This is a genomic window from Pedobacter terrestris, from assembly GCF_052343045.1.
Taxonomy (GTDB): Bacteria; Bacteroidota; Bacteroidia; order Sphingobacteriales; family Sphingobacteriaceae; genus Pedobacter.
Genome location: NZ_CP180264.1, coordinates 1,117,902 through 1,140,731 on the forward strand (window position 1 = coordinate 1,117,902; position 22,830 = coordinate 1,140,731).

At 38.3% G+C, this 22,830-nt stretch carries 16 protein-coding genes and 1 tRNA gene; 9 read left to right on the top strand and 8 right to left on the bottom strand.

The window, feature by feature from the left end:
* Window positions 1–325: 325 nt before the first annotated feature.
* From ACJVDH_RS04840 to ACJVDH_RS04855, 4 genes are all read right to left on the bottom strand, one after another.
* A complete protein-coding gene (locus ACJVDH_RS04840; protein WP_443946443.1) occupies window positions 326–739 on the bottom strand; it encodes a cupin domain-containing protein in 414 nt (137 codons plus the stop codon).
* 96 nt (window positions 740–835) lie between these two features.
* Window positions 836–1,135, bottom strand: a complete 300-nt coding sequence (locus ACJVDH_RS04845) for a cyclophilin-like fold protein (protein ID WP_443946444.1) — start codon at window positions 1,133–1,135, stop codon at window positions 836–838.
* Window positions 1,136–1,327: 192 nt separating this feature from the next.
* A complete protein-coding gene (locus tag ACJVDH_RS04850; protein ID WP_443946445.1) occupies window positions 1,328–2,383 on the bottom strand; it encodes an alpha/beta hydrolase in 1,056 nt (351 codons plus the stop codon).
* Window positions 2,384–2,474: 91 nt separating this feature from the next.
* The gene (locus ACJVDH_RS04855) at window positions 2,475–3,035 is read right to left on the bottom strand and encodes a DapH/DapD/GlmU-related protein (protein WP_443946446.1); all 561 of its coding nucleotides are present in this window, start codon (window positions 3,033–3,035) and stop codon (window positions 2,475–2,477) included.
* A 118-nt stretch (window positions 3,036–3,153) separates the two neighbouring features.
* On the opposite strand from ACJVDH_RS04855, the gene ACJVDH_RS04860 reads away from it, so the two are divergent.
* Entirely contained in the window at window positions 3,154–3,969 is an 816-nt protein-coding gene (locus tag ACJVDH_RS04860) for a helix-turn-helix domain-containing protein (RefSeq protein ID WP_443946447.1), read from the top strand.
* 241 nt (window positions 3,970–4,210) lie between these two features.
* Here ACJVDH_RS04860 and ACJVDH_RS04865 read toward each other — a convergent pair.
* Window positions 4,211–4,284 (bottom strand) — tRNA-Ile (locus ACJVDH_RS04865).
* Window positions 4,285–5,238: 954 nt separating this feature from the next.
* On the opposite strand from ACJVDH_RS04865, the gene ACJVDH_RS04870 reads away from it, so the two are divergent.
* The 5 genes from ACJVDH_RS04870 (at window position 5,239) to ACJVDH_RS04890 (ending at window position 15,548) form a co-directional block, all read left to right on the top strand.
* On the top strand, window positions 5,239–6,453 hold the full coding sequence (locus ACJVDH_RS04870) for a Pycsar system effector family protein (protein ID WP_443946448.1): 1,215 nt from the start codon (window positions 5,239–5,241) through the stop codon (window positions 6,451–6,453).
* A 9-nt stretch (window positions 6,454–6,462) separates the two neighbouring features.
* A complete protein-coding gene (gene ppk1, locus ACJVDH_RS04875) occupies window positions 6,463–8,487 on the top strand; it encodes a polyphosphate kinase 1 (RefSeq protein ID WP_443946449.1) in 2,025 nt (674 codons plus the stop codon).
* 11 nt (window positions 8,488–8,498) lie between these two features.
* Window positions 8,499–9,386 (top strand): SdiA-regulated domain-containing protein, encoded by an 888-nt coding sequence (locus ACJVDH_RS04880; RefSeq protein WP_443946450.1) that lies wholly within the window; start codon window positions 8,499–8,501, stop codon window positions 9,384–9,386.
* Window positions 9,387–9,417: 31 nt separating this feature from the next.
* Complete coding sequence (locus tag ACJVDH_RS04885; RefSeq protein ID WP_443946451.1) at window positions 9,418–13,023, top strand: BamA/TamA family outer membrane protein; 3,606 nt, start codon at window positions 9,418–9,420, stop codon at window positions 13,021–13,023.
* 131 nt (window positions 13,024–13,154) lie between these two features.
* Window positions 13,155–15,548 (top strand): GAF domain-containing protein, encoded by a 2,394-nt coding sequence (locus ACJVDH_RS04890; RefSeq protein ID WP_443946452.1) that lies wholly within the window; start codon window positions 13,155–13,157, stop codon window positions 15,546–15,548.
* Between the two features lie 65 nt (window positions 15,549–15,613).
* On the opposite strand, the gene ACJVDH_RS04895 is transcribed toward ACJVDH_RS04890, so the two are convergent.
* Window positions 15,614–16,213 carry a GIN domain-containing protein gene (locus tag ACJVDH_RS04895; RefSeq protein WP_443946453.1) on the bottom strand — a complete coding sequence of 200 codons (600 nt, stop codon included), beginning with the start codon at window positions 16,211–16,213 and terminating at the stop codon, window positions 15,614–15,616.
* A 250-nt stretch (window positions 16,214–16,463) separates the two neighbouring features.
* Here ACJVDH_RS04895 and ACJVDH_RS04900 point away from each other — a divergent pair, with 250 nt between their 5' ends.
* Complete coding sequence (locus tag ACJVDH_RS04900; RefSeq protein ID WP_443946454.1) at window positions 16,464–16,820, top strand: response regulator; 357 nt, start codon at window positions 16,464–16,466, stop codon at window positions 16,818–16,820.
* A 2-nt stretch (window positions 16,821–16,822) separates the two neighbouring features.
* On the opposite strand, the gene ACJVDH_RS04905 is transcribed toward ACJVDH_RS04900, so the two are convergent.
* Both ACJVDH_RS04905 and ACJVDH_RS04910 read right to left on the bottom strand, forming a co-directional pair.
* Window positions 16,823–18,121 carry an ABC1 kinase family protein gene (locus ACJVDH_RS04905; RefSeq protein ID WP_443946455.1) on the bottom strand — a complete coding sequence of 433 codons (1,299 nt, stop codon included), beginning with the start codon at window positions 18,119–18,121 and terminating at the stop codon, window positions 16,823–16,825.
* Complete coding sequence (locus ACJVDH_RS04910; RefSeq protein ID WP_443946456.1) at window positions 18,121–18,780, bottom strand: TetR family transcriptional regulator C-terminal domain-containing protein; 660 nt, start codon at window positions 18,778–18,780, stop codon at window positions 18,121–18,123. Before ACJVDH_RS04910 ends, ACJVDH_RS04905 begins: the two co-directional genes overlap by 1 nt.
* Window positions 18,781–18,959: 179 nt before the next feature.
* Here ACJVDH_RS04910 and ACJVDH_RS04915 point away from each other — a divergent pair, with 179 nt between their 5' ends.
* Together ACJVDH_RS04915 and ACJVDH_RS04920 are read left to right on the top strand one after the other, a co-directional pair.
* Window positions 18,960–19,133 carry a hypothetical protein gene (locus ACJVDH_RS04915; RefSeq protein WP_443946457.1) on the top strand — a complete coding sequence of 58 codons (174 nt, stop codon included), beginning with the start codon at window positions 18,960–18,962 and terminating at the stop codon, window positions 19,131–19,133.
* 162 nt (window positions 19,134–19,295) lie between these two features.
* Complete coding sequence (locus tag ACJVDH_RS04920; RefSeq protein ID WP_443946458.1) at window positions 19,296–22,829, top strand: PKD domain-containing protein; 3,534 nt, start codon at window positions 19,296–19,298, stop codon at window positions 22,827–22,829.
* Window position 22,830: the final 1 nt, after the last annotated feature.

Here is a 22,830-nt window from a genome sequence, read left to right on the forward strand (position 1 = left end):
GTGTTGGATTAATCAATCCCCATTGCCAATTTAGGCAAAAACCGGTTCAATACAAAGATCAATTTTGTAGTACCCATACGAATGGTATATTGGTCTTTCTCCAGTCCCTTTATAAGTTCTTTAACCAATTTTCCGGACTTATTTTTTGATCGTCTCTGGCGGCAACCATTTCTGTATATACCAACAGAATTAATTGAAACAGCATAACCGGTTTTTCCGTTAAATGAACGACCGGTTCATGTAGTAGCACAATAAACTACAGTACTGAGTTAATCCTTAATATTATTTTTCCATAATTGCTTTTATATAAGTTTAATCTTTAAACCTACTTGCCGCCTTTATACACTTCATCCGTTACGGCTTCGTTCCAGTTTACAATCCCTTTTTCGGTATTGGGAACGATGTATATTTGCTGCAGACCTACATCGGCACTCGCTCCGTGCCAGTGGCGAACATTCGGCGGACATTTTACAACGCTTCCTTTTTTGAGCATTTCAATCGATTTTACTTCGATCTGGTGATACCCGATTCCGTCAGTTATGATTAAAATCTGACCCGCAGGATGACTGTGCCAATTACTTCTTGCGCCAGGCTCGAAGTATACATTGCCTACCACTGTATTGTAAATGCTATCTGACTCTACCAAGCCAGTTGGATAAGCATTCCCTGTGAATGTTTCACCCGAACCCTTTTTTCCCTTTGGGAAAATTTCCGTTAATTCTTTTTTGATGACATTCATTTTTTTCTGATTTTGATTGCTGCACGATAGTATGATCACTAAGAATACTATCAATAGTGAAGTAACTCTTAAACTATTTTTCATCACGATTTCGTTTTAATTAGTCTCAAATTTCACCTTTACATTTCCAGTCCCCAATGCAACAGCAAGCCCCGCAGGATTATCGACAAATCCCAATCTGGTATAACTGTACGAGGTGTTAAATCCCTTGTAGAAAAGTACCAGACAATTGTTTCCATACAACATCAGGTCTCCCGCCTGTATATTGCCCCCTATAGATGCGCCGGTTGGTAAGGTTGTAGGAAGATAATAGAATTTCTCGTTTGCATTCAAATCCTCCATATTAATGGTAAGTGGCAGTCTTGCTCTTAAAGCGGTTACCGAAGGGGCTATCATAAAGCGTGGTTGTAAAAACCGCAGAACCTATTGTTATCTTCATCTTGCTTCCTGTGGGATTAGTGGCTATACTCAAATTCCCATTTTCCTCGGTTGTCTTAAGCTCCTTCTTTTTATCACAGCTGGCCAAAGCCAACATTAAATTGGCAAATAGGATCAGGCTGATTAGTAAATTTTTCATCCCATTTTATCTTAAGTGGATTTTGAAGAATGTCTCAGTTTATCAAATGGTATGAGGTCAGTCTTATCGTAAAGGTCCACATGGCCTGCACCTTTCACATAAATCAGCTCTTTCGGCATTGCTGCTCTTTTGTAAGCATCTTCACTAAATGATTTTGAATGCGCCTGATCTCCAGTAATGAAAAGCATGGGACGCGGAGAAATTGTTTCGATATCATTGAAAGGATAGAAATTCATAAACTTAGTGTTACTGCTTAGGGTGGGTTTTGTTGTAGTTTCTTTGGATGCCCCTTTTGGGGTAAACTCTCCACGGGGAGTTCTGTAAAAATCAAAAAACTCACGTTGGATCGGGTGGGTGTTCGCCTCTAACTGTAGAACCGTTCCTCCAGTATATTTAATTTTACCACCTGTAAATTCTGCATATCGCTGTTCAGCAGCCTCAGCAATGATCTGCTTGCGCTGTTCCAGCGTTTGTGAATGGTTCAGCGCATCGCGGTTGGCCGATCCCATATCGTACATGCTCACCGTTGCAATAGCTTTCATCCTGGGGTCAATCTTTGCAGCACTTATCACAAAACTTCCACTGCCACAAACGCCAATCACACCGATGTTATTTTTGTCAACAAATGGGCGAGTGCCCAAAAAATCGACGGCTGCACTAAAATCCTCCGCATAAACATCCGGTAAGACTGCATTACGTGGTTCGCCTTTGCTTTCACCCCAAAATGACAGGTCGATTGCTAAGGTGATAAATCCTCTGTCTGCCATGGTTGAGGCATATACATCGGCACTTTGTTCCTTTACTGCCCCCATCGGGTGACCGACAATAATTGCAGGATTCTTTGTTTTTCGATTTAAGTTATTGGGTATAAAAAGATTCCCCGCAACTACCATATGGTATTGGTTCTTGAACTTGACTGCATACATGGTTACCTTGTCACTCACCTTAAATGTAGTATAGTTTTTTCCGGATATTCCGCTTATTTGTACCGAATTTGATCTTGATTGTGCGATTATGGAACCAGAAGTAAGCATTACAGTTAGCACCATAAGAATTGATTTTTTCATCTGTAGATATTTATTATTTTCGATGGTCGTATGCAATATGCCATGTATCTTCATTTGTGTTTGTACATTTCTTAACGTAGCTATTTCATACTTAAATGTTTTTAATGAATTTTGCCGGAACCCCACCGACAATTGTATTTGGAGCAACGTCTTTTGAAACAACTGCTCCAGCTGCCACGACGGCATTTTCTCCAATGGTTACACCTGGAAGTATGGTTGCTCCCGCACCAAGCCAAGCATTTTTTTTGATGTGGATAGCTTTGGTAATCAACGAATGCCGGTCTTCGATCGAAGTTGGATGTCCTTCGGATAATAGGCTTACTTTTGGCGCAATAAATACATCATCCTCAATAGTAATTCCACCCAGGTCCAAAAACACGCAATCAAAATTGATGAATACATTTTTACCAATTTTAATATGCTTTCCATAATTGATATGCAAAGGTGTAAATACATTAACAGTTTGGTCAATTTGTGAACCAATAATCTGGCTTAGCAAACTTCGGATTTCTTCTGGCTCGCTTGCATTATTCATTTGGTACAAAAGCTTTTTTGTTGCAAAAGAAGCTTCCATCATTTGATAAGCATTTGGATCGTCTGGCAAAATAGTTCCCCCATTGCGTAACCGTTCAAAAATATCCTCTGTGTTCATACCCTTAATTTTTATGTGATCAAAGATAAAGGGTTATAAAAAGTGTTATGTTACATTTATTTCGCAATAAATGTCAAATATTACTTATTGTTAATTGGTTATTCTATTTTTATGTAATATGGTCGCAAATCAAAAAGTGATGCTCTGCAAAGTGGTATCAGGAAGTGAGTTTCCAGTGGATTTTAACATCCGTTTTCATACGCATATTTATTGTCAGAGTGGGGGCATGGAATTTGTCTTTAATGGCAAGCAATATCAAAGTAAAAAAGGTGAGTTTATCTTTTGGTTGGCTGGCATTAAAATTTCGGACTTGTCTTTTTCAAAAAGTTTTAAGGGTACGATTTTGTTTGTCGATAGCCATCTGCTTACGGCAAATTTGCCGAGTGCAACGGCGAGTATCGACAGCATTATACATTCCAAGGAATATCCAATTCTGCATCCGGACAAAAACGACAAGGAGAAAATCCTGAAAAATTTCAGATTGCTATACGATATGTCCCAGGAAACAAACCATCGATTTTTCGAGGAAGCCCTCAAACTTCAGATGCAACTTTTTCTTTTAGAAATGTGGCACATTTTCGAAGACGAACTCGACAGAAGAAAACGAAGTTTGCAAAGTGGAACCCTCTACGAACGCTTTATACAATTGGTACAGGAACATTGCATGAAACAAAGGGAAGTACGGTTCTATAGTGATAAGCTAAATATTACACCCAAATACTTAAATTACATTTGCAAAGTCAATACCAGAATAACTGCATCTGAATGGATACAGCGTAACGCAAAAGAGCGTATCATTATCCTATTACAGAACAAAAATCTTAATATCTCGGAAATTGCCAGTGAGATGGACTTTTCGAGCCGTTCGTTCTTTACTCGCTATGTAAAAAAATTGCTTGGCGTAACGCCAAAGGATTACAGGGAGCGAATTTAGTTGGTTTATAAACTATAGTAGTTCAGAACAAAACATTTACAAAATATTAAAAAACTTATCTCGAAATATTAATTGTATAAATTAATGGTCTTCAACAAAAACTAACTTATATGAACAATAGACCTTAGGTTCGCCTGGTGTGGTGAACTCCAACATGGCTCTAATCAAAACAAGTCTTTACAGCTTTAATCAAGGCCTAAAATAAAAACGGCCTCCATAATAATATTATGAAGACCGTTTGTGGGCCCAGCTGGGCTCGAACCAGCGACCAAAAGATTATGAGTCTTCTACTCTAACCAACTGAGCTATAGGCCCCGAAAAAGCATTGGTGCTTTTTGCGAGTGCAATGTTACAAATTTGCTTTCAAAATCAGAAAAAGTTTTTCACTAAAAAAACAAATAACGGGCTATAAACTCATTTTCAGAGCATTATTTTCCATTAAGTTGTTTTGGATGGCAACCGTAGCGCATGTATTTCTGCTTGAAAAAAAGAGTTATGCATCTTTTGCGAGGCTATGGTATTTTATGAAATAATTGAAATATCTATTCATTAATGAATATCAAGCAGTTGATTATACAGTTTTTTTGACTGGTTTCTTTAGAACTTCGGGGGGTAAGAACGAATTTGTATGTGAGTCCAAATAATGATTGTACAAAATTGTTTTATGGCTGAATAAACTAAGTCGATATCCTATTCCCATGGGCAAAAAAAACACAAAAATATACGGTAAACCATAAACCCATTTTATAAATAGTCTGTAATAGGCTTACAAATAATCTGAGTATGTTTTTTGTATTCAGAATATTACAATAATAAAGTTTAAATCTATAAATTTGTATGACCAAACCACAACATCCCATATGAGTACTCAAGAACTAACTAAGCCTTCGGTATTAACTTGCCCGGCTTGTCCCAAATGCAAAAATCCTGAAACAAGCAGAACGCAGAGGGGGTTTTTATTCAAAACATTGTTGCCCTGGATTCCTGTTAAGCGTTACAGGTGTTACAGATGTTACAATCGGTTTTACATAATGGGTAGCTAAAGAATTTCAAAAATTAACAATCAGCAATTTCTGCTTTTTTTTTGTGCCATGAGGTAAATGCATAGATTTTGTCAAATTGCAGTTATGGATAAAGCTAAACTCTGCTTTTTGGGCGAGTATAATTTTTTTTGTGCCAAACATTTTCATCAAAAATTAGCTTATTTTTATCCGCGCATTGCAGCCCGATTTTTGGGTGCAAGATGCCTTTAAATCCGATCGTCCGCACATGAATTACAAACAACTACAGGAAGATGTAGAGCAATACGTAAATCAATACTTCCAAACCCATCATGACCCTCGCTTAGTTTACCACAATTTTGCACATACGCAGTTGGTTGTTGATGCAGCAAAACAAATTGGAAACCACTATCAGCTCAATGATAAAGACTATTTTACCGTAGTTGCTGCGGCTTATTTTCATGATACCGGTTATTTTGAGAATGTACAACAGCATGAGCTTAAAGGCGCACAAATTGCAGATGAATTTCTGGCCAGTATACATATTGACGAGGAAACACGCCAGACGGTAAAAAATGCCATATTAAGCACCCAAATTCCGCAGCATCCAAAAACGCAGGTAGACAAAATTATCTGTGATGCAGATTTATTTCATTTAGGCTTGACAGATTACCGTAAAAATGCCAAACTAATGCATCAAGAAGTAGAATTGCTGTATAAAAAGAACCTCAGTAAATTGGAATGGAGAGAAAAAGATATTCAGTTTATGGAGTCTCATCACTACCATACCGATTATGCCATTCTGTTGCTGAGTGATCAAAAACAAAAAAATATAGAAAAGCTGAAGGCAAAACTTCCTGTGCAGGAATTGATTAAGACAGAACAAGCGGAAATTAAAAAACCTACACCACTTGTTTTTAAGAAAGAGGAAAAAAAATCAAAAGGAGAGCGCCCGGATAAAGGAATTGAAACCATGTTTAGAATTACCTCTGCCAATAACCAGCGTTTGAGTGATATGGCCGATAATAAAGCGCACATTTTGATTACGGTAAATTCCATTATGCTTTCGCTGATTGTGAGTTTATTGCTTCGGCGTCTGGACAATCAGGACTACCTCATTATACCAACATTCATTTTACTCATGGTCAGTTTAACCTGCGTTGTGGTATCTATTCTGTCTACGCGGCCATCCATTTCAAAAGGAGAATTTACTACTAATGATCTTGAACAGAAAAAAGTAAACCTGCTTTTCTTCGGTAATTTTTATAAAATGTCGCTTCCGGAGTATTCAAACGGAATGTCTAAAGTGATGAACGATAAAGAATTTTTGTATGGTACGCTCATTACCGATGTGTATTCGCAAGGTGTGGTTTTAGGCCGAAAGTACAAATTAATCCGTTTGGCCTACAATATTTTTATGTGGGGTTTAATTGTTGCTGTTTTTGCCTTTGTAATTGCCTACGCCGTTTACGGTAAATTTTAAAAAGCAAACATGATTGAAACTTCATTTTTTAACCGCGATTTAAGCTGGTTAAAGTTTAACGAAAGGATTTTAACAGAAGCCGCACGCGCTACTGTCCCATTATTGGAAAGGATTAAATTTCTGTCAATTTTTTCTTCTAATCTGGATGAGTTTTACCGCGTGCGTATGCCGGTTTTGCTTGCTTTAGAGAAATTGAGCAATCAGGAAGATAACGATATACAAATTGATGAAGCTTTGCTTAAATCGGCAAATACTTTGATTTCTGCACAGCAAGAGCAGTTTGGAAAAGTTTTGCAACTGGATATTATTCCGGCTTTAAAAGAAAATGATATTCATTTGCTTTATGGTCATACTTTTCCACCAGAAATTCTACAAACAGTAAGTCGATATTTTTTGAGTCAGGTGATGGCTTTTTTGCAGCCGGTTTATGTAGAAGCGGATACAGAATTTTTTCCGGAAAATAACGAGTTGTATTTTCTGATCACGCTGAAAGAAAGTGAAGAAACCAAAGCCGTTGTACTTAATATTCCTTCAGATCAATTGCCAAGATTCCTAAAAATTGAACAAGAAATCACAACAATCGTTTTTCTGGACGATATTATTCGGTTTCACCTCGATCATATTTTTCCCAACAGCGAAATCCTGGGCTGTTTTAGTTTTAAAATTACCCGAGATGCAGAAATTGATCTGAAAGATGAGTATTCTGGGAGTTTATCAGACCAACTGGAAGCGCAATTGCTCAAACGCGATTTGGGTTTGGCTACACGTTTTCTGCATCAGCCGGGCATTCCGGTTCAGGTTTTGGATTTGCTTAAAAAACTCTTTAATCTAAAGCGCGCCAATATGGTGCAAGGTGGTCAATACCATAACCTTAAAGATTTGATGGCTTTTCCGGTTCGCAACAGTCAGCTATCCAACGTAAACTGGCCAAAACTCTGCAATATTGACGATTTAAAAGGTACGTTAACGAACGAAATTTCGCAACGTGATCTCATCGTACATACACCATATAACAGCTACGACAGTGTACTCCGTTTTTTTAACGAAGCTGCAATAGATGCATCGGTGAAAGAAATTTACATCACTTTGTATCGCGTAGCCAGCGATTCTAAAATTGTGAATGCTTTGATCAGCGCAGCAAAAAACGGTAAAAAAGTAACGGTTCTGGTAGAATTGAAAGCCCGTTTTGATGAGGCCAATAATATAAAATGGGCAAAAAAAATGAAAGCCGTTGGCGTAGATATTATTTACAGTGTAACCGCTTTAAAAGTTCATGCTAAAGTAGCGCTCGTTAAACGCAATATTGAGGGCAGAATGCATTATTCTGGGTTGCTTGCTACCGGGAATTTTAATGAAAGTACGGCTGCATTTTATACCGATCATGTATTGATGACCGCCAATAAAGCCATTTTGCGCGAAGTAGAACTGCTATTTATTTTTCTGTCAAAACGGACCAAGCCTTCATCAAAAGATCAAATTCGCTTTGAGCATCTTTTGGTTGCTCAATTTAACCTTCAGGATAAATTTATTGCGCTGATAGATCGGGAGATTGAGCACGCAAAAGCCGGCAAAGAAGCCGCTATAACCATAAAAATGAACAATTTAGAAGAGAAAGTATTGATCAATAAATTGTATGAAGCGTCAGAAGCAGGCGTAAAAGTTGATATGATTGTGCGCAGCATATGCCGAATTATTCCGGGCGTTGCAGGTATGAGTAGCAAAATAAACGTAACCCGTATTGTAGATCGATATCTGGAACATGGGCGGATTTTTGTTTTTCACAATGCAGGAGAAAAGGATGTATTTCTCGGCTCCGCAGATTGGATGAACCGCAATATTTACCGCAGAATTGAAGTATGTTTCCCGGTTTATGACGATAAAATCAAAGAAGAAATTTTGCATTTGCTTCATCTTCAGCAGCAAGATAATGTGCAGGCTGTTTGGATAGACGATAAAATGAATAACATACCAAAGCAAGTTACAGCACAAAGAGTTCAATCTCAAAAAGCCATTTATGATTATTTAAATGCTTAAATTCGGTTAACATGAAAAACATTAAAATCAATATCTATAAAGCCGTTTTCGTAGTATGTGTAGCTTCGGCAATTTCCGGATGCATCGATCGCGGCTCTGGCGGAAAAAACGTTGAAGAAAACACCAATGCAGATTTTCCATATGATCTGGAACATCCGGTAAAGTATGATATGCCGCAAAGTCTATTTGAAATCTCTGGAATTGCTTTTCAAAATGGAAATCCAAAAGAAACATTCGCCATTCAAGATGAAGACGGAGATCTCTTTCATTTCGGATTAAAAGATGAAAACGCAGCATTTACAAAATTCGGGCCCAAAGGAGATTATGAAGATCTCGCCATAATTAAAGACCGGATTTTGGTATTGAAAAGCAATGGCGATATTTTTATGTTTCCCGTAAAAGATATTGGCGAAGAGAAAACCGAAAATGTAGTAAAAATTAAAGATTTACTCCCCAAAGCCGAATATGAAGGTATTGCCGCAGATGACAAAAACAATAAAATTTATGTGCTGACAAAAGAACGTAAAGAAGACATTAAAGCAGAACGCACAAGAATTTATGCATTTGATTTTACCGTGGATGATGAATTGGTGCCGGCCGGGGAAATCGATCTTTCTTCAAAAGAAATTGCGCGTTTAAGTGGCGATTCTAAACTTAAATTTCGCCCTTCGGCGCTTACCAAAAATACCAGAACAAAAGAGTGGTACATTTTATCGTCCATCAATAAATTACTGGTAGTTGCCAATGCAGATTTTAAAGTTAAAGGTGTTTATCCCTTAACGGCCGCACATTTTAACCAACCTGAAGGCATTGCTTTTGATTCTGATAACCATCTCTATATTTCTAACGAAGGCGGCACATTAAGTGCTGGCAATGTACTAATGTTCAGTGCAAAATGATAAATAAATACCGTTTGAAAAACGCTTTAATATGATAAAAACCTTTACTCTTTCTTTTTTTTTCTCACTGTTTTCTATTGCGTTATTTGCCCAGAGTGATGTAAAGTACCGCGTGATTCTGTTCGGCGATGCCGGAGAGATGAATGCCGGGCAAATGAACGATCTGAAAAATGCAGCAAAGCAGATTCTGCCAAAAAAGACAACTGTATTTTACCTTGGTGATAATATTTATCCTACCGGAATGGGACTTCCGGGAAGTGCCGAAGAAGAAGACACAAAAAAAATTCTGCGTTCTCAGTTCGAGCCGATGCGAAATGCGGGAGCAGCGGTATATTTTATTCCAGGAAACCACGATTGGGATAAATCCGGTCCAGACGGACTTGCAAAAATAAAAGCACAATGGTCGTTTTTAGAATCGCAAAATGATGCCATGCTTAAACTGCTTCCGGCGAATGGATGTCCGGATCCTGTTGCTATAAATCTGAGCGATAAACTCACCGTAATTGTTTACGATAGTGAATGGTGGCTTTTTCCTTACAATAAGCAAAACACAGATGCAGATTGCGATTGCCGTACCAAAGACGATGTAATTGTAAGAATGGAAGATTTGCTTGCCCGAAATAAAGACAAAGTTATTCTTTTGGCATCGCACCATCCATTTCAGAGTTACGGGCCGCATGGCGGATATTTTAATTTGCGCAATCATTTGTTTCCTTTAACTGCGCTAAATAAAAATCTATACATTCCCTTACCTGTACTTGGATCGGTTTACCCTTTATTGAGGTCAACTTTACTAAGTCCGGAAGATTTAAACCATCCCGCATATAAAGATATGATCCGCTCGGTAACTGGTGTTTTTGGCGACTATCCAAATATCACCTATGTAGCCGGTCATGAGCATGGTTTACAATTAATTAAAGGCAAACAACTGCAGGTTGTAAGTGGTTCCGGATCTAAAGTTTCGCCCAACAAAAAAGGCAAAACATCTTTATTTCAGGAAATGCAGCAAGGTTATGTTGTTGCCGATCAGCTCATGAACGATGATATGCGTTATGAATATTATGTTTATGCAGATACCGGTGTAAAAATGGTATATTCTTACACCAAAAAGTTTGAAAAACCGAGTTGGAAAGAACGCAATAAGTTAAAACCGATTTTGGTAGATAGTATGGTGGTTAGCGTCAAACCCGCTTATGATAGTGTTGGTAAATTCCATCGTTATATTTTTGGCGAAAATTATCGCAAAGAATATGCAGAAAAAACCAAAGTGCCGGTACTGCGTATTTCACAAATGTTTGGAGGTCTAAAAGCAACCAAACGCGGCGGCGGCAATCAGTCTCATTCCTTGCGTTTAGAAGATAAAAATGGCAAAGAATATGTGCTGCGCAGTGTAGAAAAATATCCGGAGGTGTTGCTTCCGGCAAAACTTAGAGAAACTTTTGCCAAAGATGTGATTAAAGATAATATGTCTTCCCAACATCCGTTTTCAGCACTTGCAGTTCCAATATTGGCTGATGCCGGTGGTATTCCACATACCAATCCAATTATTGGCTGGGTTTCTCCCGATGATAATCTTGGCGAGTTTGAACCGGCATTTGCCAATACGCTTTGCCTTTTTGAAGAAAGAGAACCCGATGGCGAAACAGATAATTCGCCAAAAATGGATAAGAAATTAACAGAAGATAATGACAATACACTTGATGGACCGGCGTGGGTGAGGGCACGCGCTTTTGATGCTTTTTTGGGCGATTGGGATCGGCACGAAGACCAATGGCGCTGGAAAAAGATTAAGAAAGATGGCGGAACACATTACATTCCAATCCCACGAGATCGGGATCAGGTTTTCTTCCGTTCAGATGGCCTGCTTCAGCGTTATGCACAAAACTCTTCTATGTTGCCGATGATGCAAGGTTATGAACGAGAATTAAAAAACATCAACTGGTTTTTTTGGGAGGGAAGAGAACTCACCAGTCGGTGGACAGCCAATATTGATAAACCGGAGTGGGATCAGATTGTAAAAGATTTTTGTGCCTTATATACCGACGAGGTTTTCGAAAAAGCACTCAAAACGCTGCCTGAGCCAAGTTATTCGCTTCACCACGATGAAATTCTGGCCCAAATGAAAGATCGGATTGTTGCACTTCCGAAGCTGATGGATCAATATTATACATTCTTTAACCGCATTGTGGATGTAGAAGTGACCAATAAGAACGAACGCATCCAGATTATGGATACGCCGGAAAAAGGATTGGTTATTAAAATTCATAAGATCTCTAAAGAAGGCCATATTAAAGAGGAATTGTTTAACCGCAAATTTGATCCGAAAGTAACCAAAGAGATTAGAGTATATATGCATAACGGGAACGACAGTTTGCTGCTTGATAATAAAACATCGCGTATTAAACTGCGCCTCATTGGCGGGAAGGGAAAAAAAGCTTTCAATTTTAAAAACAGTAATGGCCTGGTTAGGTTGTACGCGAGAAAAGATAAAGCCACTTATGATGGAGAAGCTCAAAACCGTGTAAGCAAAATTCTATCTAACGATACGGCCAATTTTACGCACATTCCAAAAGATTTATATCGAAGAAGACTGGTTTTACCTAATGCAGGATACAATACCGATGATGGATTGTTATTGGGGTTGATGTTTAGTCAAACCAATCCGGGTTTCAGAAAACAACCTTATGGTAATTCGCAGTCCGTTTCTTTTCTGCATGCATTTTCTACAGATGCTTTTCGTTTTAAATACAATGGCGAGTGGATTAAAGCTTTAGGCAAAGGTGATTTGTTGTTGCATGCTGATGCTTACGCACCAAACAATACCCAGAATTTTTTCGGTATGGGTAATGAAACGCATTTTGATGAACATGGCGATGATATCCGTTACTACCGTACACGCTTTAATTTGTACAATGTAAATGCAGCTATTCGCTGGAGAAGGCCAAAATCAAGCTTTAGCGTCGGGCCAGCCTTTCAATATTACAAGTTAGATGCCAGTGATAATACCGGACGTTTTATAGAGAATACATCCAGACTAAACTCGCCAGACAGTCTAACCATACAGAATGAAAAGATGTTTGCCGGTGCAATTGTACAGTTTACCAATAATACAAGAGATAATGACCTGCTTCCAACACTGGGCAGTTACATAGATTTTAAGCTGGTAGGTTATAAAGGTGTAAATAAATATTCTAATTCTTTCGGCCAGTTTAATGCCAATATTGCGCTGTATAAAAATTTAGATGCGAGGAAAGCCTTCATCCTTGCCGATCGCTTTGGTGGCGGTGTAACCGTGGGCAAACCTGCATTTTACCAGGCGCAATATTTGGGCGGACAAGGAAATATGCTTGGTTACAGGCAATTCCGCTATGCCGGCGATCATGTCTTCTACAACAACCTTGAATTGCGGGCTAAACTTGGCGATTTGGTCAGTTATGTATTGCCCGGCCAAATTGGATTGCTTGGTTTTTATGATATTGGCCGCGTTTGGAAAAGAGGAGAAGTTTCTCAGGTTTGGCATCACGGCGTTGGTGCAGGCGCTTATTTCGCGCCGGCATCTTTAACGGTTTTCCAGGTTGTAATGGGTCACTCTGTAGATGGATGGTATCCGTACATCGCTTTTAACTTCAGGTATTAAGTGTTGGCAAATAAACATCTATTTTGTCAACAATTACGTTTATAAGACTAATAATGTATGTAAAGCTATTTACCTTTGCAACAGTTTAGAAACTAACATTATACAAAATTTTACGCTAAGTAATTGTGCCCATGAATACCAATGTAATACAGATACACAAAAATGAATGTATGCATTGCCAGGTAAAATCCGGCCTGTCTTTTCGCCCTCTTGTGGAGTATTTGAAAGGACGATTGAAGACAGAAAAATCGGTAAAGTCTGAATTTTACAGGTTTTTGCTAGAAAAAATAGAAAGAAACGGTGCGCTTGCCGGGAGCTTGAGCACTCAGGATCTGGCCAGCCATAAAGATACCTTAGAACTTATTTTCACCATTTTAACACCATTGATGGCTAATGAGGAAGATATGTTTTGGGCTTTGAGTACACCAATTCCTGACGAAATATTTTTCAGTACAGATGCATTTTATAAATTTTTTAAAGATCACGATCCCAAAAATAAAGTAGATAAATCTGGCGAACCTTTAGAAAAAAGGCAACTAAAATATATCTACAGTTTAATTTTAAAGCGTTTCTATAATTTCGCTTCCGTATTGAAGAATGATATTATTTACGCTCATCTGAATACAGAAACAAATCTGCTGCAATATTACAATATCGAAACCGATACGCGTTTCGTAGACATTATACATGAAGGCGATTTGCCCGAAATTAATTTCGAAGAACTCGGAAAACATTTTCAAGACGATTGCGAGTTGGATTACCTCAGTCGCGTATTGCCCTTAAATAAATTTCAGTTTGAAGGTTTCAGTGTAATTTCTATTACCGATGTTACTTTTCAGCATGCGATTGATGGAATCCGCGATGCTTTGGTAAACCACAATTACCAAACTGAAGCGTACACGCACGTTATTCAGGCGTTAAGAACGCTTGCAGGAAATAGTGTCTTGCAGTTCGGTTTATTGCCTTTTCTTACGGTTAACAAAAAACTGGTTTTTGACAATAAAGAGTTTTCGCAAAGTATTCTGATCAATTCGGCAAAAGCTTCCAATATGGAAGAGGAAGTATTTTACGCTTTGGTAGATAAGTATAAAGAAAACCCGCGGCCCATATTTGTAAGCGCAATAAAAGACAGCCACTCTGATAATGATGCCTTTTTAAAAGTGCTGCGCGATGCTGGCGTACATTCTTACTCGGTATTACCGGTGTATTACAATACACAGCTTGCTGGCGTTCTGGAAGTGTATTCTAATGATGAAGTATTGGTAGACGATCGCTTATTATCCAGATTGCGGCCCGCAATGCCATTAATCGGCCAGCTTTTTCAATATAGTATAGAAGAATTTGACGCCAAAATGGACGAAGTACTGATGGATAAATTTACGGCGCTGCAACCGTCTGTACAATGGAAATTTAATGAAGCCGTTTGGCATTATCTTCAAAAAAACAAAGGTGCACACAAAATAAAAGATATTGAAACGGTAACCTTTAAACATATGTTTCCCTTGTTCGGTGCAATTGATATCCGCAATTCGACCACCGAAAGAAATAAAGCACTTAAAGATGATCTTGAGGTGCAGTTAAACAGATTAATTTCAACTTTAACCGCTTTACGTAAAGAAGTGAGTTTAGAACTTACAGATAAACTACTTTTTAACTGTAAAGATTGGATTAAGCGTATTGGTTCTTTTGCCTCTTCCAATGAGGAAAGTTCTATAAACGAATTTTTGGAGAATGAGGTTTATCCTTACCTTGCCATTGTTAAAAATAACAATCCGCAAACTGCAGCATTGATTGATACGTTTTTAAAAGTGATGGTGCCAGAAAGTGGCGATGGTTTTGCAAATAGAAGGCAACTTGAAATTTCTATGCAATTGATCAATACAGAAGTGAGCCAATACCTGGAAACTGCACAACAAAACCTGCAGAAATCGTATCCTTGTTATTTTGCTAAATTCCGTACAGATGGTGTAGAATACGATATCTATATAGGCCAGGAAATTGCGCCTAACAAACCTTTCGATCTGCTTTATTTAAAAAATATTCGCCTTTGGCAACTTACTTCAATGGTAGAAATTGCACGTTTATCTAAAGGTTTAATCGGAGAGATGCCGCGGCCGTTGCAAACTACTCAATTGGTTTTTATCCATTCTAATGCCATTGACATCAGTTTCCGGAACGATGAACGCCGGTTTGATGTTGAAGGCGCTTACAATATTCGATACGAAGTTGTTAAAAAACGAATTGATAAAGTGTTGATCAAAAATACTTCAGAGCGTTTAACCCAACCAAATAAAATTGCAATGGTATATTTTAATGCAGAAGAAGCAAAAGAATATATCGAATACATAAAATACATGCAAGATCAGGGTTTTTTGAAAGACGATCTGGAACAGTTGGAATTAGATGAATTGCAAGGCGTTTCTGGTCTTAAAGCTTTGCGCGTTGGCATTCGGTATACAGATGATATAGAAACAGAAGATACCGGATATGAAGAATATATCCAAGCAGATGTTGCCAGTGTTTAACCAAAAAAAGTTCTTCTGAAGCCATCAGAAGAACTTTTTTCTTTGTGTATTGTTTATCCCTATGGTTAATACATAGCCACTTCTGTTCCAACTGCGAAGGTGTCAATCGCACTGATGTTGGTTTTTAAAGCTGCAAAACGATCAATTGTTAATTTCGGCGTTTTTGTCATCACTAGCGTATGGCTATCGGTAGATCCGCTAAGTTTAAGATCAGCCAGATCTTTAATTACAGTATATAAACTTTCTGTGCTGGTGTAGATATCTGCGCGTGCATTGCCGCTTAAAAAGATTTGAAGAAATTTTGTGGTCAATTTTCCTTCGGTTTTAACTACCGCATTGTCTGTTGCCTGAATCCTGAAAAGATCATTTACATAAACAATCAGTTTTACTGGTGTATTATCTGCGGCATTGATTTTTAACGCGTCTCCGTCCTGAACAATTTTTGCTGTTCCGATATTGTCATCAGCATAAGAAACACCTTCGTAACTGCGTTGCACTAAAGTAACTTCTACATTTCCTTTTACAGAAACTCTTTTGAAGTTTTTTGCCGGACTTTCCTTTGTCATAGTTTTCTCAAATGCCGACGCGTTTGCGGCAAAAATAGAGGTAGACAATACGATTGCTGTTAATGAAGAAGCGATAAGGGTTTTGATCGAGGTTTTCATAATATTTTGATTTAGATATTGGGTGCAAATGTTTTTTCTAATTGTTTTTGTTTTGATGATAAGACGCAACGATGATAAAAACGTTGCAGGCTTTTCTGTCCTTTTATACATCTGGCAAATTATAATCGACGAACAGGCATTTATTGAAGACCAAAAAGGGTTCATATTATTATGACTTAAATTTCTGTGATCAGCATTAAATGAATTGTTGCTTTTTATTATCTTTAGAAGAAATTTTTGGTTGCAGTATATGAAGAAAAAGGTTGTGCTCATTCAGGATAATAAAGATATCCTCGATATTATGGATCACGTATTGGATGAAGAGGGGTTTGATGTTACGGCGTCGTTAACAACTGAGCCAATCGATAACATCGAAGAAATTGATCCGGATGTTGTGGTGATTGATGACCACATTAAAGGGAAGAAAAAAGGATCAGAAATAATTAACGAACTTAAATCTGATCCGGAAACGGAAGATGTTTCTGCCGTTTTAACTTCTACATCTTCACAACTGCCAGAAGAAGCAGAAAACTGCAAAGCAGACGATTATATTGAGAAACCATTTGATTTGGATGATATGATTGATACTGTAAAACGCAATGCCTGATTTTACAGTGTTGGTTTATAAGTATCCGTGCGCACGGTCGCTTTAAGCTCATGCAAAATGGTGTATAAACCAAAATTGGTTCGGTTAACATAAATAAAATGTTTAACACCTCTGGCTTGTTTAAATTCGGGCATTTTGGCAATTTTTTCTCCGTAGTGGTATAAACGTTCAAAAAAATCATTTTCGCTAAAATCAAATTCTGTACCCAGGTAAGGTTTGGCAAACAATTCAATCATTTCCAGATAAGCACTGTAATAAAACTCAATCTGCTTAGGAGTATCGTCTTGATGAATCATATCCAACTGCCTGAATGCCTGGATGGTTTTTATTTTATCGCGAATAACATCTGTGGAAATGAGCGAGAAAAAAGGAACATAAAAATCGTCTGGCATTTCTTTAATACATCCGAAATCAATTACACCAAGTTTTTCATTTTCCGTAATTAAGAAATTACCCGGATGCGGGTCTGCATGTACAGCCCGTAAATGGTGTTGTTGGAAATTATAAAAATCCCAGAGTGCCTGGCCAATTTTATTTCTTAATGTTTGAGAAGGATTGGTTTTAAGAAACTCTTTCAGGTGTAAGCCATCAATCCAGCTCATGGTAATAATTCGTTTTCCGGATAATGCCGGGAAGTATTCCGGGAAAACCACATTTTCGAGGTTTTTACATGCTTCAGAAAACTCAATTGAGCGTTTAACTTCTAATTCATAATCGGTTTCTTCGAGTAAACGCTCTTCTACTTCGGCAATGTAAATATTCAATTCGCGCTCAGACATGCCCAGCAAACGGAAAGCGAAAGGTTTAACCAGTTTTAAATCAGAAGAAATACTATCGCCAACACCCGGATATTGAATTTTTACTGCAAGTTTTTGTCCATTAAGCATTGCTTGATGCACTTGGCCAATAGACGCCGCATTTGTAGAATTAAGGTCAAATTTATCGTAAATCTGTTCTGGAGATTTGCCGAAAATCTTGGTAAAAGTGCGCACAATTAACGGACCCGAAAGTGGCGGCGCATTGTATTGGGATTGCGTAAATTTATCGACGTAAGATTTAGGCAGAATATTTTTATCCATACTCAGCATTTGAGCAATCTTTAATGCGCTGCCTTTTAATTCGCTCAAAGAATTGTAAATATCTGTTGCATTGTCCTCATTCAGCTCGGTGCGGTCTAGCTCTGGATTGAAAATTTTTTTAGAATAATGCTTAATGTAATTGCCACCAATCTGAAATCCGGTTTTGACGAATTTCGCCGAACGTTCTACTTTGGTTGTAGGAATGCTTTTTTGTGTTTTCATTAATTTTTAAATCCCATGTTTTCCTTAAACTTGCCATTTCTTGATAAGAATTTTCCGTAATCGATCAGGTTATCGATCGGAGAATGCTGAAATAAATCGAAGGTGACATTAATTCCTTTTTCAATTGCTTCGTCGGTTTTTTCAAAGCCATCACTATCATCGTGAATCCAGAAATTCAGTATAAAAGCAAATTGTATCCATAAAGCATCTTTGTAACGCTTACTGAAAAAGCGGCGTTCTGCAAGTTCTCCACTTTCTAGACCTTCGCCAATAAGTTCTTCTGCGAAATGTTCAAAAATGGGCTTCACGCCAGATAAAACTTCGGGTGTTGCAAACTTGCCGGTGTTCTTTTTTAAACTATAAACGACAAAACTGCGCTGACTTTTCAGGTTTTCTACATAGCTGTAAAAGAAAGATAGCGCACGTTCTCTGGAGGTGTACTGCTGCCAAACTTCCTGTTCTTTAATTTTAGTAATGGTTTCAAATGTCAGTTCAAACCAAATGTTTTTTTCGATACTTTCAAATGAAGCATAAAACTGGTAAAATTCAGCTTCTGCTATTTTAAGCTTTTTAACAAAGCTATAGACCGATTTAGGTTGTTCATTATTGGTGAGTACGTAATCGATATACGCCGCTTTAATTTGCTGTGCAGTTGCCATAATATCTTTTATTTTAGAAACGCCTAAATGTACACTATGGTTTCTAAACCCCTTCAAAAATTGATCATTGCAGTGTAATTAATGGAACACAAAAATCAATTTACATAGTTTGAAATTTTAACTGAATTAAGTCTGGCAAACATTTTTTGCAGGGTAATGTTGTTTTACAAAAACGAAATATGAAAGCGGATAACACACCTGAAAAAGAGACGACAGCGGCGCAGCCGAAACCTGTTGATGGCTTGGATCAATGGAATGAACGTTTAGATGAAAATCTGGAACCTAAATCGGAAAATGACCCTGAAGCAGATAAGCAAGCCAAAAATTACCAGGAGAAAATTGATCCTGAATAGCATCGTGAATATCAGATTATAACGTGACAATATTTCTGGAAATTATACATTTTCGGTAAATAATGTTAATTTTCTTAGACTTGTTTTGCTTCTATTTGATTTGTGGTATATTGCATTCAATTGTAAACCAAAGCACAAACCTCAAGCAAGCAATTCAGTGTAATGAATAAGATTGGATTATTAGTTTTCCTCTTATTGCTCTCGTTTTGGGGGCAGGTTTTTGGTCAGAATGTATCCAATGAAGGCACAGATTTTTGGTCGGTTTTTCCAACACATGTGCCTAGTTCAAATACCACACTTGCAGAAATTGTAGTTTTTGTAACCTCAAAATACGATACCCAGGTTCAGGTAACCTGTGGAACCTTTGACTCTGGCATTGTTGCTGTCGCCGCAAATACCGCGGTTGGAATTCCTGTTCAGCGAAGTAACGCTTACATTGATGTTAGTGATCGCAATAAAACGCTAACCTCCAGAGGTATTCATATTGTTGTTCCCGAAGGGAAAGAAAAAGTTTCTGCTTACGCACACATTTACGCTGGAAACCGATCTGCGGCTTCCTTAATCTTGCCTTTTGAAACACTAGGACAAAGCTATTACTCGGTTAATTACACGCAAACCAGCTCTACGGGCGCCAACTTTCTTTCGGTAGTTGCCGCAGAAGACGATACCAATTTAATTCTTCATGAAAAAAGTGGTGGAACAATTGATATCGTACTTCCTAAAAAAGGCGACGTTTACGAATATTTAGCAACCGATGGGAGTGACCTCACGGGAGTATTTATTGAAACCAATTCTGAAAATTCATCTTGCAAACGATTTGCTGCTTTCTCCGGAAGTTCAAATATGACCATCGGAGAGTGTAATCGGCCTTCTGGTTCCGATCCGCTTTTCCAGCAATTGTACAGCCTTTCCAGTTTGGGTAAAACCTATGGAATTGTGCCCTTTAACAGTCAGGCTTACTTTTATCGCGCCGTAGCCGTAACAAATAACAGCCACATTTATCACGATGGAAACCTGGTTGCCACTTTGCAAAAAGGTGAGTTTTATACTTCGCCGCGTTTAACTACAGGAAGTTACGTAACCAGTGATCAGAATTTTATTTTAAGCCAATACATGTACTCCGTAAGTTGTTCCAATTTATCTGGTGGAATGAGTACAAACGGAGATCCGGATATGGTTATCCTAAATTCGATTGAATTTAACATCAACAACATTACCGTGTTTTCTTCCGATCAGGAAAGGATTAGGGAAAAATACCTCAATGTTTTGATGAAAACCAGCAAAACCGGCAGTTTTAAAATTAATGGCGTTGTCCCGCCTGCAACCTGGACACCGTTGGTCGGAAATCCGGCTTACGCATATGCTCAAATCCAAATCTCTGCACTAAGCCTGACCTTAAGTGCCGATGAGGGTTTTAATGTGATTGCTTATGGATACGGACAGACCGAATCTTATGCTTATTCTGCTGGCACCAATCTGACTTCTAACAATTACCTGACTATATTAAATTCTTCAACCAGTGAAGAAAGTCAGGATGGATGTTTGAATGAAAATCTGAGTTTTAATATTACTTTGCCGTATCTGGTAGATTACATCAAATGGCAGGTAGACAATGAAGCCGTAATTACACAAAACCCTTCGGTATTGCTTTCGAGTAAAACGGTTGGCGACCAAACATTATATACTTACAAGTCTCCATTTGAGAAAATTTTTTCTTTAGTTGGTACTCATCGTATTACCGCTGTAATGCACACCACCGGTGGCGCCGCCTGTGCCAGCGGAGAAGTTACTGCATCGTATACGTTCAATATTTATGATTTGCCACAAGCCAAAATTGCTACGGTTCAAAATCCTTGTCTTGGGACAGAAACATCTTTTACAGATGAAAGTACAACAAACTCTGTAGGGACGGTTATTGAAAAATGGCAATGGGATTTCGGCGATGGAACTACACCATCAACTGAAAAAAATCCTAAACATACCTACCAGGCAGATGGTGTATATACAGTGAAACTGATGGTTAAATCAAGCGCGGGTTGTTATTCAGATGTTGTATCTAAACAAATAATTGTTAACCCAATACCGGTTGCATTGTTTGCTGCGCCTGCTATTGGTTGTATTGGCAGCGCGATTATCTTTACCAATGAATCTACCATTAGTACTACAAAAGTTTCTACAGCAAAAATAACCAAATGGCATTGGGATTTTGGCGATAATACTTCTATCGATAAAACCGACGGTTTCCCTTTTACGCATAGTTATCTGGCAACTGGTGATTACCAGGTAAGTTTAACGGTCTATTCAGATGGAGATTGTTCTGCAGTTTCGGCAACGCAAACCATTAAAATAACCAATTTGCCGACACCAGATTTTACTGTGCCCGATATCTGTTCTGAAGATCCTGTTGCCACTTTCGTTAATACATCTACAGATGCTGCCGGAGCTAGCGGAACATTTACGTTTGCCTGGGATTTTGGCGATCGGTATGCAACAGCCACTAATCCAAATACATCTACAGATAAGGATGCAAAACACAAATACATAAATCCGGGAGAATATACCGTTCGGCTTACCATAAAAAATGAAAACGGCTGCGCTAACACCGTAGAGAAAAGTTTCACCGTGAACGGGAAAATTGATGTTGCAGATTTTACGATCGATAACGTTGGTCAGTTGTGTAGCAATTCGCCGGTAGTGATCACCAACGGATTTACGGCTTCGGTAGGCAGAGTGATAAAAATCGAAATTTACGGAGATTACGCAGGTGCACCTTCTGAGATTAGTAAAACCATCCAATATCCGAATACAACAGATAAGATTGAACTAAACTATGCGCCTTTTGGTGGAAATAGTTCCAGAACATATACCATCCGGATTGTTGGCTACACGGGCGATAATATTGCTTGTACAAAAGAAGTAACCAAAACAATTACTTTGTTGCCGGTTCCTGTGCTTTCCTTTGCAGAAATTCCTTCGGTTTGTGAAAATGAAGGCAGTTTTATGCTTACTCAGGCAGCAGAGACAAGTGGTATTTCTGGCATCGGAACATATAGTAGTGATGGCAGCGGTGTATCTGCCGATGGAAATTTCAATCCAAAAGTTGCCGGAGCAGGCCATCATGCAATTACCTATACTTTTCTGGCTGCAGACGGTTGCAGTTCTAGTATCACTTCTAGTGTAGAAGTTTTTCAGTCGCCCACAGCAGATTTAGGCTCAACATTATATATTTTAGCAGGCGGGGAAATTAAGATTCCGACACAGGTAACTGGCCCAGGTTTAACATATAAATGGACGCCAGCTACTGGCTTGAGTGCAGATAATATTATGAGCCCGGTGGCCTCACCAGATCAGGATACAGAATATACACTAACAGTCACTGGTAATCCGGGTTTGTGTACAGCAAGTTCAAAGGTATTAATTAAGGTCTTACAATCGTTAAATCCACCAAATTCATTTTCACCAAATGGTGATAATGTGAATGATGTGTGGAATATAAAGTATTTAGAATCTTATCCGAATGCGACCATTGAGGTATTCAATAGAAATGGTAGCCGTGTTTTTGCCAGTACAGGTTATGCCGTGCCTTTTGATGGAACTTACAATAATGAGTTGCTGCCTGTTGGCGTATATTATTATATTATAAATCCCCGGAATGGGCGAAAAATCATTTCCGGACCTTTAACCATAATCAGATAAA